Raw genomic sequence first — 12,638 nt, forward strand, 5'->3', positions numbered from 1 at the left:
CCAGCCTACGGGGGCGGGCTCTGCGGGGGCTGGGTAAGCGCACAATGTCGTGGTCGCCACGGCCGATGCGTGCTCGTGCGGAGCCGCACATCGGGACGATCGCGAATCCGTGTCAGAAGAGCAGGGAAAGCCCCCATACGCACTCTCAGGAAACTGATAGCTTTTGTCCAACAGCTGTCATACACGTCCTGCTTCGGCCTCCGCGCCGCGGCGGGACTTTCTCTGGGGGGAACACCTTGCCACGCACCACGTCCTGGCGGAAAGCGCTCTCGCTGCCCGTCGTCATCTCGCTCGCCCTCGGTGGCGCACTGCTCACCGCCGGGCCCGCGTCCGCTGCGACCGAGCCGGTCCCGTCGGTCTCCGAGACCGCCACGCCGACCGAGTCGCCAGCACCCGCCGAGTCTCCTGCGCCGTCCGAGTCTCCTGCGCCGTCCGAGTCGCCCGCGCCGACTCCCTCCGAAGTACCCGCGGATGAAGCGCCGTCCGACGACGCGTCCGCCCGCGCCGCCGCACCGAAGTTCGACATGCTCACGCCCACGGCGGGCGAGGTCCTCACGAGCCAGACCGTCACGTTCTCGGGTGTCGGCGAGTCCGGCACGGTCGTCGACATCGCCGCAGACCAGGGCGACGGATTCCTGACGGTGTACGCCGACGACGTCCCGGTCGTCGATGAGGCCTGGACCACGACCATCACGATCCCCATGGTCGATTCCGTCACGATCGTCGCGATGTCCACCCAGCAGGTCGACGGCTCCAACGAGTCGATCGAGCGACAGGTCGTCTTCCCGAGCCAAGCCGAGGTGTGGAACTTCGAGATCCTGTCGCCGACCGCCGGCCAGGTATTCACCGATCGCACCGTCACCTTCTCGGGAACCGGGCAGGACGGGCTGAACGTCTACCTCAACATCTCCGAGGGCGGACGACTCGAGACGACCGTGGTCGACGGGACCTGGAGCATCACCGCGACCTACGGCGAGGGGACGCGCGCTCTCGTGAGCCAGCCCATCGTCGCGACGGATGGTCGTCGGGTCGCTTTCGACAGCGTCTTCTTCACCCTTCCGGCGCCCCCGCTGCTGCCGGCACCGGTGATCGAGACGCCGACGCAGGGCCAGGCCCTCACGGGTGATGTCGTGACCTTCTCGGGAACCGCGACACCGGGCACCTACCTCGGTGTCGCCCTCCTGCCGACCGCGTTCTACAACGCACTCCAGGAGGAACTCGAAGACCTCGCGAACGGTGCCGACGCGAACGCCCGTGTGGCCCTGCCCGAGGGCCAGGACGCCGCTCCGGCCGACCCGCGCGCCCCGATCCTCGTCGACGACAACGGCCGCTGGTCGGTCACCGTGGCCGTCGCGCCCGGTGACTACACCGCCGTGGCGACGCTGATCGCCGACCCGAGCGAGGCCGTTCCGACGCCCACCTCGGCTCCGTCGGCACCGGTGCAGTTCACGCTCGCCGCTGCAGCACCCGCGACGTCCGGCCAGGGCCCGACCCTCGCGGAGACCGGCGCCGACACCACTGCACCGCTCGGCTTCGCCGCGATGCTGCTCCTCGGCGGCCTCTCGCTGGTCGCCGTCCGGAAGCGTCGCGCCCAGCTCAGCTGATCTGACGTGCTCGCAAGCCCCGGAGTCCTGCCACCGCAGGGCTCCGGGGCTTCGTCGTCGGCGGGCGACGGGAGACCGGCGCGGGATCAGGAGATCCGCGCGAGAGCAGGAGGAACCGGCGCCGGATGTCCTGCTGTGGGGCGGATGTCCTGCTGCGGCGCGGGCGGGGTCGATCGTGCAGGGCCGGAGACAGGCACCGCGGGCACGAAAAGACTCCCCGCGCACCCGCCAGAGCCCGGTTACCCTTGCTGCGTTTCCGCCCTGGGGGAGTTGGCCTGGATGGCGCCACGCGGGGAGCCGTCACCTAGTGTACCCGAGCCGCGACCGGGTTGCGTACGCCCCGGTTGAGGCGTTGACTGGCGGATCTGGGACCACTGGATCCAGACCACCGATCGACCACCGTCCCCACGAACGGACGGCGCACCGATCGGGACCGCATCGAACGAGAGGACTCACATGACCGACGTCGTCATCGCCGGAGGACACGGACAGATCGCCCTGCACCTGCAGCGACTGCTCGCCGAAGCAGGACACTCCCCCGCCGGCATCATCCGCAACCCCGAACAGGTCGGCGAACTCCAGGGCATCGGCTCCCGCGCCATCGTCCTCGACCTCGAGCACTCCTCGGCAGCCGAACTCGCCGACGAACTCACCGGAGCCGATGTCGTCGTGTTCGCGGCGGGAGCCGGCCCGAACAGCGGCGCCGACCGCAAGCTGACCCTCGACCGCGACGGCGCCATCCTGCTCGCCGAGGCGGCCGAGCTCGCCAAGGTCCCCCGCTACCTCATGGTGTCGGCGATGAGCACCGACGACTTCGACCCGGAGTCGGACGACGTGTTCCAGGTCTACCTGCGGGCGAAGTCCGAAGCCGACGCCGACCTCCGCGGGCGCGACCTCGACTGGACGATCGTCCGTCCGGGCGGCCTGACGGACGACGCACCGACCGGCACGATCACCGCCGCGACGACCACCGACCGCGGCTCGATCCCACGCGCCGACGTCGCGGCCGTGCTGTTCGCACTCATCGAGTCGGGCGCGGCGTCCCGCACGCAGTTCGAGGTCATCGGCGGCGAGACCCCGATCCGCGAGGCGCTCGCGGCACTGTAAGTCAGTCCGGTCCCTGAGCGGGGACGGGCAACCAACACCGGTCACTGAGCCTGTCGAAGTGCACACGGGACACCCCACCCTTCGACAAGCTCAGGGACCGTGGAGGGCTTGAAGGACCGGAACAGGGACGGGCAACGAACACCGGTCACTGAGCCTGTCGAAGTGCACACGGGACACCCCACCCTTCGACAAGCTCAGGGACCGGAGAGGGCCTCAGGGACCGGAGAGGGTTTCGGGGACCGGAAGACGTCTCACTGACCGGGTACGTGCTCAGTGCTCGGGTCCTCACAACCGATGGGCACGACGGCTCCGAAGAGTTCCCTGACCCGCACCGGCACCGTGTGTGTGAAACCTGGCGCACATATGGAGTTCCTGTGGGCGACACGTCCAGGGGTGTTACCTGTTCGTTATCAGTCCTAGGATCGGGCAACGGGTTCCGGCCCGGACGATGAACGCAGCGCGACGGAGGCCGATGATGGACCAACGCTACGACCCCGCGTTCCAGCGCGGACACACCGACGAGCGCACGCGCCCGAACGCCTCCGACACCGGCCGCCGCAGCCACCTCGCCTCGCTCGAGGAGATCGCCCCGCAGCTCATCCAGCCGCCCACCGACGGTCGCCCCGTCCGCCCGCCGACCGACGACCGGTTCGACGACGGCCCGCGCGCCCAGCCGTCCCGCGGCATGCACTCACAGACCGATCGTCGCATCCACCCGTTCGAAGCCCGGACCGGCGATACCGCCGCGGCCGCCGATCAGCCTGGGGTGGCGGGTCCCGACGCGCAGCAGACCCAGCTCGACCAGGAGCGGTACGACGAGTACCTCGACGCCGCCGAGGCCCACCGGGTCCGCGCCGTCGTCTGGGAACGGGTCCTCTGGATCGTCGGTGTCGTCCTCACGCTCGGCGGCGGTGTGGGACTGTGGCAGTCGTTCACCCTGCTCTACCGCGGGTTCGTCGGCGACAGCGGCCCGACCGACAACTACCTCTGGATGCAGTTCCTCGGAGCGCTCGCCCCGACCCTCATCACGATCGGCCTCGCCACCATCGTCGCGCTGCTGTTCAAGCGCATGCTCGACCACGACCGCAGGAGCCGACCATGACCGAGCAGAGCAACACCAGCCGCGCCCCGCGGGACACCGTCGCCGAGCTGAAGCCAGCGCTGAACGCCGAGGAGTTCCAGGTACTGGCCGAGCGCATCCTCGACAACGTCGAGCGCGTCCTCGACGGCAAGCCGTTCGCTGCCCGCATGGCCCTCATCGTGATGCTCGCCGAGGGTCACCTGCTCATCGAGGACGTCCCCGGCGTCGGCAAGACGGTCCTCGCGAAGGCCCTCGCCGCTTCCGTCGGCAGTACCGTCCGCCGCATCCAGTTCACGCCCGATCTGCTCCCGTCGGACGTCACCGGCGTCTCGATCTTCAACCAGGTCGACCGCGAGTTCGAGTTCAAGCCCGGAGCGGTGTTCGCGAACATCGTCATCGCCGACGAGATCAACCGCTCCTCGCCGAAGACCCAGTCGGCGCTGCTCGAATCGATGGAGGAGCGTCAGGTCACGGTCGACGGCGAGACGCACGCCCTCCCGTCGCCGTTCACGGTCGTCGCCACGCAGAACCCGCTCGAGATGGAGGGCACCTACGCCCTGCCGGAGGCCCAACGCGACCGGTTCATGGCGCGTATCTCGATGGGATACCCCGACGCGTCAGCGGAACTCGCGATGCTCCGCCAGCGTGACACGGTCAACCCGCTCGACACCATCGGACCGGTCGCCTCACGCGGCGACGTCGAGCGCCTCATCGCCTGGGCCCGCGGTGTCTTCGTGTCGCCGATCGTCGAGCAGTACTGCGTCTCGCTCGTGCAGGCGACCCGCGTGCACCCCGAACTCCGACTCGGCGCGAGCCCGCGCGCCACCCTGCAGCTCGTCCGCGCGGCCAAGGTGCTCGCAGCGCTCGACGGCCGCGAGTTCGTCCTGCCCGACGACATCGACCAGCTGCTCGCTCCGGTCCTCGCCCACCGGCTCATCCCCACCCGCCGCGCGGTGAGCGCCCACGACCGATCGGGCGTCCAGGCGGTCTCCGAGGTGCTCGTCGAGCTGCTGGAGCGGACACCCGTGCCGCACTCCGGTCGCACCGAGCTGAGGTCCTGATCCGATGGCCCCGCACCGCGACCGCCGGATCGCCGTGATCCGGCACCGGAGGTCCTGAGCCCATGAAGCGTCGCGTGCCGTTGACGAGACGCGCGGTCGGCGTGCTCATCGCGGCCGGCGTGTGCCTGATCTTCGCGCGCGGGATCGGCTCGCCGGAGTTGCTCGCAGCGGCCGGCCTGCTCGTCGCGCTCGTCGCCGCCAGTTTCGGCGCGGTCTACCTCGAGCGGCCGTCGCTCCGGGTCGACCGCACCACCCGGCCCGACCTCGTCGCGGTCGGCGGCCGGATCTCCGTCGAGGTCACGATCGCCGAGACGAGCGCGCTCCCCCACGTCCACACGGAGTGGAAGGACCGCGTGCCGGCCGGGCTCGCCGGCAGCGCCGAGGGGACCCTGCCGAGTACCGGCGTCGCGGGCATCGGATCGCGCCGTCGGACGGCCGAGTACACCGTGACGGCGCTGCGTCGAGGACAACACGACCTCGGCCCGCTCGGGCTGACCGTGAGCGACCCGTTCGGACTCGTCGTCCGTCGTCGCGACGTGGGCGGGACGCATGCGGTCGTCGTCCTGCCGGAGGTCGTGGTCCTGCCGGAGATCCCCGCACTCACGGCCAGCCGCGACGGTTCCACGCGCCCGTCGTCGCTGCATGTCGGCGCCGGCGAGGACGACATCATCGCCCGTCCCTACCTGCCGGGGGACGCGATCCGCCGACTGCACTGGCGGGCGAGCGCGCACCACGGTGAGCTGATGGTGCGGCAGGAGGAGCAGCGCAACGACCCCGAGGCGACCGTCCTCCTCGACACCGCCGCAGCCCACTGGGCCTGGCCCGACGACGATCCGTCGTACCTGCCGGCGTTCGAGCAGGCCGTGTCGCTGGCGGCCTCGATCACCGCCCACCTCGTCGACGCCGACTACCGCGTCAATCTGGTCGGTGCCGGCACCGAGGGGCTCTCACGCGAGATCAGTGCGAGATCCGCGGCTGGTGGACTGCGGTCCAGTCCGGTGGGCGACATGGGCGACGCACTCGCCCGCGGCGGACAGCACCTCGAGGAGGACGACCTCGACGCCGCCCTGCTCGACCTGGCCCTCCTGCGTCCATCGGTCCGGCCCGATCGGTTCCTCGACCTCTCACCCGTCATCGCCGCGCGCCGGTCGCAACCGGTCATCGCGATCCTCGGCGACGTCGAGGAGGGCGACCTCGGCGAGCTGACCGCGGTCGCGCACCTGTCACCACTCCCCGTCGCACTCCTCCCGGCTGGCGCGCGGCGTCGGTCCATCGAGCTCCTGGAGTCCGCGGGCTGGCGCTGCCACGTCGGCGAGCGCGGCGCATCGTTCCAGGCGCTGTGGTCCGGTACGAGCGGTCCGGCGACCACCACGCTGGCTCCGCAGTCGGCCGGCCGTGGTGGTCGGGGCGGCCAGGGCGGTCGTCGGGGTGCCGGAGGTGCGTATGTCCGTCGCTGAGGAACGCCGTGCGGCAGCGGCCGCCCGTGGCCGTGTGCCGTCTCGCGGAGGGGTGCCCTCGGGCGTCCGTCCTGGTGCCGGCTCGTCGAACCCCCGACGCCCGTCCCGTGGCGGAACCAGCGGCGGGTCGTGGTCGGGAAGCGCCGGCGGGCGCCGGGACGACCCACGCGACACCGCGAACGTCGGCGACCTGCGTCTGGGCCTCGCCGCCTTCCTCCTCCTCGCGACGGGTGGCCTCGGATTCGGGCGGGTGCTCGACGCGCTCGACTGGTGGTTCGTCACGAACCTCGTCATCGCGATCGTCCTCGCCACGGCGATCCTCCTCCGGCGCACGAGACTGCCGGCGGTGTTCGTGTGGCTCGGCGCCGGCATCGCATGGCTGCTGACGATCACGCTGTTCTTCGCCAGTGAGACGGCGATCATCGGCATCGTCCCGACCCCGACGACGCTTGGCGCCTTCGAACGGTTGCGTGACGCCGGGTTCCAGACCTTCCACGACGGCTCGGCCCCGCTCGACACCGACGCTGGCGTGGTCTTCGTCATGGCCGCCGGCGGCGGCCTCGTCGCGCTGGCGGTCGCCTGGCTCGTGCTCGGCCGCCACGCACCGGTGCTCGCGGCCGTCCTGGTCTTCGCCGTGTACGCCGGGCCGACCGTCGCCGTGTCGTTCCCCCTCGATCCGTGGGTGTTCGCGTTCGTCGCACTCTCCTTCCTCTGGCTGCTCCGTGAGGACGTCCGGCGCCGCGAGTTGCTGCGAGCCCTCGCCTCGGCCAGGGCCGCCGGCGATGGACGCGGCGCCGGCCCGTCGGCGATGACCGGTGCCGGTCGCTTCGGAGGCCTCGGCCCGGCCGTCCTGGTCAGTGCCGTGGCCGTGGTCGTCGCCCTCCTCACACCGGCCGTGCTCCCCGACCTCGCCGTCCGAGATGTCACCGCCGGCGCCCGTGGCAGCGGTCCGTTCGTGAACGGCATCAACCCGCTCATCTCGCTCGGCCAGAGTCTGCGGCGCCCCGCGAACACGACCGCCCTCGAGTACACGACCACCGCCGACGACGCCCCCTACCTCAAGGTCACCGACCTCAGCGACTTCACGGGTACGGTCTGGGGACCGGACAATTCGGGCTACAACGACGGCAACACGCTCGACGCCTTCCCCGCGCCTGCCGGGCTCAGCGAGGCGATCCCGGTGGAGACCTTCGAGACGACGGTCACGGTGGACTCGCTGTCGAGCCCGTGGCTCCCGCTGCCGTACCCGACGCAGAAGGTCGACGGGCTCCGCGGCGACTGGCGGTTCGAGGCCGCCGGGCTGACGGCGATGGCGGAGCGTGGATCCACCCGCGGGCAGACGTACACGGCGACGAGCACCGCGATCCTGCCGACCGCACAGCAGATGCGCGACGTCCCGCCGGTCGCCGACCCGGCGTCAGCCGCCCCGTACCTCGAGCTGCCCGACGACCTGCCGCAGATCATCCGTGACACCGCTGCGGACGTCACGGCGACCGCCTCCACCGACTACGACCGCGCGATCGCCCTGCAGCGCTACTTCCGCAGCACCTTCGAGTACTCGGAGTCGGCGCCCGTCGAGGAGGGCTTCGACGGCAGCGGAGCCGAGGTCATCGCGACATTCCTGGAGCGCAAGGCCGGCTACTGCATCCACTTCTCGTCCGCGATGGCCGTGATGTCGCGCGTCCTCGGCATCCCCGCGCGCATCGCCATCGGGTACCTGCCGGGCACGACGATCGACAACACCCCGGCGAACCGCGACACCTACATCGTCACCTCGGACCAGTTGCACGCGTGGCCGGAGCTGTACTTCGAGGGTGTGGGCTGGGTGCCGTTCGAGCCGACGGCCAGCCGTGGGGTCGTGACCCAGTTCAGCGACGCGAGCACGGCGACGCCCGGCAGCGGATCGGTGAGTCCCGACAGCCGTCCGGCTCCGACCGCGGCGTCGACGCCCACGCCCACCGCGGACGCGCTCGGCGGACCGACCTCGACCCGGTCCGGCGGGGCGTTCACCGCGGCCCTCGTCCCGCTCGCGATCCTGCTCGGCGCGCTGATGCTGCTCGCCACCCCGTCGATCGCCCGGGGTCTCCGGCGTGCGGTCGGGCGTCGGCGTGCACTCGCCGAGGGGACCTCGGCGGGCTGGGCCTGGGCGGAGTTCCTCGACACCGCCCGCGACCTCGGATTCCCCGTGACGTCGGCGGAGTCACCACGCGGGTTCGCATCGCGGCTGCGCGGACAGTTCCGGATCGAGTCGCCGGCCGTCGACCGACTCGTGGCGGCGGTCGAGCGGGAGAGCTATGCGCCGAGCGCTGGTGGTGCGGCGAGCGCCGGTTCGGTCGACGCAGCGTTGGCTGAGGCGAAGGCGGCCCTGCGGTCGGCGAGTCAGCCGCTCGAACGCGTCCTCGCGGCAGTCCTCCCGCGGTCGCTCGTGCTGCGGCGTGATCAACGGGTGGACTGGCGGCCGCCTGCTGCGAGCTGACGCGAGTGGCGCCTCGAGCCGATGTCCGACCGCGGGCGTTCGTACTCGGCCGGGCTCGGAGCGCGGCGGCGGGGCCGGGTGGCGCGCGGCGGTCCGGGAACCAGGTATGCTGCTATCTGGCCGTTTTTCACAAACAGCCATGGAGAATTCGCCTAGTGGCCTATGGCGCACGCTTGGAAAGCGTGTTGGGTTAACGCCCTCGGGGGTTCGAATCCCCCATTCTCCGCCAGCTTCACCACGAACGCCCCTCGCCCGCCGCGAGGGGCGTTCTGCGTTTCCAGGGGCAACCCAAGTGACGTATTCCCGTAGTGCCAGCGCGGTGCGCTGACGTGAGCGCGGGTCACACGCGTGAGCGCGGGTCTCCAGAGGGGCGCGCTCAGGGCTACGACCCGCGCCCACGCCGAACTGGTCGGTTTCGTGCCAGCGCACCGCGCTGGCACCGAGTCCGCACATCTGACGTCGGCGCGGTGCTCTCCGCGCTCTAATCATTCGATGGTTGACAGTTAGAACTCAAAGCGTTAGTGTTCTAACCATGGACGACGAGACACCCACCCTCAGCAGCACACTCGAACTGGTCCGCTGGATCGGGTGGGCACAGCGCAAGGCCGGCGAGGACTGGATCCGAGCCCGCGAGCTCAGTCACGAACAGGCCTTCGTCCTCGGCCACCTCGTCCGGCATCCAGGATCGAGCCAACGCGACATCGCCGAGGTGAGCCGGACGAGCGCAGCCAGCGTCTCGAGCCTCCTGCAGGGACTCGAACGTCGGGACCTCGTCGAACGCCGCACGGAGGACGGCAACGCACGCACCAAGCGCGTCTACGCCACCCCGCTCGGTACCGACCTCATCGCCGGGTTCGAGACCGCGATGGCCGAGGCCGACGACGTCATCCTCACCCCGTTGGACCGGAGCGAACGCGACACCCTGCACGCTCTGCTCACGAAGCTCACGGCGCACCTGCCACAGCCGACCCGCTGATCACGGCTCGGGGAACCCGAGCTCACTGACCACGCGCCGAGCCCCCTCGCCGCGTCCTCCACCGACCGCCGAACACGATGGCGACCGCGAACGCCACGACGGCGCTGTCCGTCGCGCCCGGACGCCTGCTGAGCCCGTCCGCCCAGCCCGCGCCGGACGCCCCTCATCACCGAACCTTCGCCGCGCCGGCGCTCATCGTCGCGCCCGGAACCTGCCCGAAACGGAGCCTGCCATGCACCCCGAAGACCACATCGATCCCACCACCGGAACGCCCGTCCCCAGCGGCACCGCACCATCGACAGCCAACGCGCCATCGACCGACACCCCACCCCCGACCGCCGCGGACACGATCGGCAGCAACCGCTGGTACCTGTCGACCGCCCCGATCATCCGGGCACTGATCCACCTGTGCATCCCGATGGCAGCGGCCCTCGTCGTCAGCGCCGTCTACAACCTCATCAACGCGGGCGTCGTCGGCTCACTGCACGACACCACCCTGCTCGCCGCGATCACGCTCGGAGCCCCGATCCTCGGACTGATCATGGCCATCGGCGACCTGTTCGGCGTCGGCGGCGGCGCGCTCATCTCCAGACTCCTGGGCGCCTCCGAACACGACCCGGCACAGGCCGGGGACATCAAACGGGCCGCTTCCTTCTCCGTCTGGGGCGCGTTCCTGACGGGCGCCGTCCTGGGCGGGATCGGCCTCGTGTTCCTCAGCCCACTCGTGTCACTGCTCGGGGCGGACGCGGTCACCGCCCCGGCGACCTCGGCGTTCATCGGTGTCATGCTCGCGTTCGTCCCCGTCATGGCGACCGCGTTCTGTCTGGAACAGCTCGTGCGGGCCGAGGGTGCCGCCCGTCAGGTGATGATCGCCCTCATCGCGTCGGCGGTGGCGAACCTCGTCCTCGATCTCGTCTTCATCCTCGGGTTCGGCTGGGGCGTCGCCGGCGCAGCGCTCGCGATGGGTCTGGCGAACCTCGGTGTCCTCGTCTACTTCGTGGCGTGGTTGCAGCGCAACAGCGAGCACGTCAGCCTGGCACCGCGCTGGTTCACGCTGTCGCCGACCATCCTCAAGCCGGTCCTCGGTGTCGGCGTGAGCACGCTCCTGCAGTCGGGGTTCCTCATCGTCACCGCGCTCGTGTTGAACACGTTGGCCGCGGCCTACGGAGACGCCCCACTCGCGGCCATGGGCGTCGCGGTCCGGATCGCCCAGGTGCCCGAGTTCCTGGTCATGGGCGTCACCTTCGGCGTGCTCCCGCTGCTCGCCTACGCGTTCGGCAAGGGCGACGGCGCACGCCTCCGGTCCGCTCTCCGCGCCTCGGCGCTCACGGTCGGTGGGATCTCGGTCCTCTTCGCCGGCGTCGTCTTCGTCCTGCGTGAGCCGATCGTCTCCGCGTTCATCGCCGATCCCGCCGTCCTCGGTCTCGGCGTCACGATCCTCGTCGCCCAGCTCACCGCGATGATCGCCAACGGGTTCACCGGGCTCATCACCTCGCTCTTCCAAGCGACCGGTCGAGCACTCCCCGCGGCGGTCATGGCGGTCACCCAGGGCGTGCTGTTCGTCCCGATCGTCCTCCTCGGCAACCTGTGGTTCGGACTCAGTGGCATCGTCTGGTCGCTCACCGTGACGGAGGTCATCGTCTTCCTGGTCGGTGTCCTGCTCTGGCTCGGCTCGCGACGTGCCATCGACCGTGGCCTCGCAGCCGGTTCCCCGGAGCGTGCCGACGCCCAACTCGCCGACGCCTGACGGACTGCCAGCGCGGTGCGCTGACGTGAGCGCGGGTCACACGCGTGAGCGCGGGTCTCCAGAGGGCCGCGCCCACGTCCATGACCCGCGCTCACGCCGATTGCAGCGACCTCACGTCGGCGCACCGCGCCGGCACCCACACCACCGCGCTCGGGTCGGCGCACCGCGCTGGCGACACCTCGCCTGGTGCGCAGACCGTCCCGGGAGCATCACCCCGCAGGGGCGTCCAGGGGTATCCGCATCACTGCGTTCTCGATGAGCACCCCGCGACGCTCGACCCGCTGCTCGCGGACCACGACGAAGCCGTGGCGCGCGAACACCGGCTGCGCCGTCCGACTCGCCTGCACGGTCACCTCCCGGAGCCCCACCGCTCGGGCTTCGTCGAGCACGTGACGGATGAGCGCGGACCCGACGCCGCGTCGTCCCGCGTCCGGATCAACGAACAGCATGTCGAGGTAGCCGATCTTGACGTCCAGGTCGGTGAATCCGACCACCGAGTCGTCGAGCTCGGCCACCCACGTCGTGACCGCGGCACGTCGGGCGGCCCAGTCGTCCAGCACGGTGTCTGCCCGGTCCTCCGGCACCCAGGCCGCGAGCTGCTCGGCCGTGTAGTCGGCGGCAGCCGTCACCCGCACCGCGCGTTCGAAGATCGACCTGGTAGCCCGCGCATCGGTGTCGCGGTAGCGGCGGATCCGGGCGTCGTCGAGCACGCGCGTCAGCCTAGCCGGAGCGCCGGGACGTCGCGGGCAAGCGACCTCAGCCCTCGAGCGCCGGGATCTCCGAGAGGTCGGTGTACACGGGGATCCCGCGCTCACGGGCGATCGCGACGTCGGTGTCGGCACCGGACGACTCCCCCGGCAACCGGAGCACGGCGTCGCAGTGCTGGAGCAACCGCCTCGCCGTCTCGTACATGACGTCGCCGTCGCCCGACGCGGTGTCGATCCCACGCAGGATCGGCAGCGCGACCCACTCCCCGATCATCGGGACGTGACCGAGCGCGTAGATGGGCGCCGCTGCGGCTTCGAGTCGTTCCAGGTTGCGGGCGATGGCGTCGGGATCACCGCCGGTCCCGGAGCGGTAGGGGCCGGCGATGAGGATGAGGAGTGGCGTTGTCATGTCCAGCACTGTA

General features: G+C 70.8%; 10 protein-coding genes, 1 tRNA gene and 1 other RNA gene. 9 read left to right on the forward strand and 3 right to left on the reverse strand.

Translation table 11 applies throughout. From position 1 onward, the window contains the following. Positions 1-236 precede the first annotated feature (236 nt). On the forward strand, positions 237-1,604 hold the full coding sequence (locus tag IFU30_RS14650; protein ID WP_192005710.1) for an LPXTG cell wall anchor domain-containing protein: 1,368 nt from the start codon (positions 237-239) through the stop codon (positions 1,602-1,604). Between the two features lie 205 nt (positions 1,605-1,809). On the opposite strand, the gene ffs is transcribed toward IFU30_RS14650, so the two are convergent. After that, positions 1,810-1,906, reverse strand: an RNA gene (ffs, locus tag IFU30_RS14655) — signal recognition particle sRNA small type. 154 nt (positions 1,907-2,060) lie between these two features. On the opposite strand from ffs, the gene IFU30_RS14660 reads away from it, so the two are divergent. From IFU30_RS14660 to IFU30_RS14695, 8 genes are all read left to right on the forward strand, one after another. Continuing rightward, on the forward strand, positions 2,061-2,711 hold the full coding sequence (locus IFU30_RS14660) for an SDR family oxidoreductase (RefSeq protein ID WP_192005712.1): 651 nt from the start codon (positions 2,061-2,063) through the stop codon (positions 2,709-2,711). Between the two features lie 472 nt (positions 2,712-3,183). After that, positions 3,184-3,813: a hypothetical protein gene (locus IFU30_RS14665; RefSeq protein ID WP_192005714.1), complete on the forward strand. Its 630-nt coding sequence runs from the start codon at positions 3,184-3,186 to the stop codon at positions 3,811-3,813. Continuing rightward, entirely contained in the window at positions 3,810-4,853 is a 1,044-nt protein-coding gene (locus IFU30_RS14670) for an AAA family ATPase (protein WP_086475010.1), read from the forward strand. Before IFU30_RS14665 ends, IFU30_RS14670 begins: the two co-directional genes overlap by 4 nt. A gap of 62 nt (positions 4,854-4,915) precedes the next feature. Beyond that, on the forward strand, positions 4,916-6,310 hold the full coding sequence (locus IFU30_RS14675) for a DUF58 domain-containing protein (RefSeq protein ID WP_192005716.1): 1,395 nt from the start codon (positions 4,916-4,918) through the stop codon (positions 6,308-6,310). Next, positions 6,297-8,786, forward strand: a complete 2,490-nt coding sequence (locus IFU30_RS14680) for a transglutaminase family protein (protein WP_192005718.1) — start codon at positions 6,297-6,299, stop codon at positions 8,784-8,786. Before IFU30_RS14675 ends, IFU30_RS14680 begins: the two co-directional genes overlap by 14 nt. A gap of 141 nt (positions 8,787-8,927) precedes the next feature. Further along, positions 8,928-9,015: transfer RNA gene (locus IFU30_RS14685), tRNA-Ser, on the forward strand. A 303-nt stretch (positions 9,016-9,318) separates the two neighbouring features. Then, entirely contained in the window at positions 9,319-9,762 is a 444-nt protein-coding gene (locus tag IFU30_RS14690) for a MarR family winged helix-turn-helix transcriptional regulator (protein WP_192005720.1), read from the forward strand. 232 nt (positions 9,763-9,994) lie between these two features. Then, positions 9,995-11,509: an MATE family efflux transporter gene (locus tag IFU30_RS14695; RefSeq protein WP_192005722.1), complete on the forward strand. Its 1,515-nt coding sequence runs from the start codon at positions 9,995-9,997 to the stop codon at positions 11,507-11,509. 209 nt (positions 11,510-11,718) lie between these two features. Here the strand turns inward: IFU30_RS14695 and IFU30_RS14700 are convergent, their stop codons facing one another. After that, a complete protein-coding gene (locus IFU30_RS14700) occupies positions 11,719-12,219 on the reverse strand; it encodes a GNAT family N-acetyltransferase (protein ID WP_192005724.1) in 501 nt (166 codons plus the stop codon). A 46-nt stretch (positions 12,220-12,265) separates the two neighbouring features. Beyond that, positions 12,266-12,625, reverse strand: a complete 360-nt coding sequence (locus IFU30_RS14705) for a hypothetical protein (RefSeq protein WP_064294966.1) — start codon at positions 12,623-12,625, stop codon at positions 12,266-12,268. Positions 12,626-12,638: the final 13 nt, after the last annotated feature.

Origin of the sequence: Plantibacter sp. CFBP 8798 (genome assembly GCF_014841195.1) — a bacterium.
GTDB lineage: Bacteria > Actinomycetota > Actinomycetes > Actinomycetales > Microbacteriaceae > Plantibacter > Plantibacter auratus.

Bases quoted from the DNA above. Each gene is read 5' to 3' on its own strand.
- IFU30_RS14660 (WP_192005712.1), top strand. From the start codon at position 2,061: ATGACCGACGTCGTCATCGCCGGAGGACACGGACAGATCGCCCTGCAC.
- IFU30_RS14665 (WP_192005714.1), top strand. From the start codon at position 3,184: ATGATGGACCAACGCTACGACCCCGCGTTCCAGCGCGGACACACCGAC.
- IFU30_RS14670 (WP_086475010.1), top strand. From the start codon at position 3,810: ATGACCGAGCAGAGCAACACCAGCCGCGCCCCGCGGGACACCGTCGCC.
- IFU30_RS14675 (WP_192005716.1), top strand. From the start codon at position 4,916: ATGAAGCGTCGCGTGCCGTTGACGAGACGCGCGGTCGGCGTGCTCATC.
- IFU30_RS14680 (WP_192005718.1), top strand. From the start codon at position 6,297: ATGTCCGTCGCTGAGGAACGCCGTGCGGCAGCGGCCGCCCGTGGCCGT.
- IFU30_RS14690 (WP_192005720.1), top strand. From the start codon at position 9,319: ATGGACGACGAGACACCCACCCTCAGCAGCACACTCGAACTGGTCCGC.
- IFU30_RS14695 (WP_192005722.1), top strand. From the start codon at position 9,995: ATGCACCCCGAAGACCACATCGATCCCACCACCGGAACGCCCGTCCCC.
- IFU30_RS14705 (WP_064294966.1), bottom strand. From the start codon at position 12,625: ATGACAACGCCACTCCTCATCCTCATCGCCGGCCCCTACCGCTCCGGG.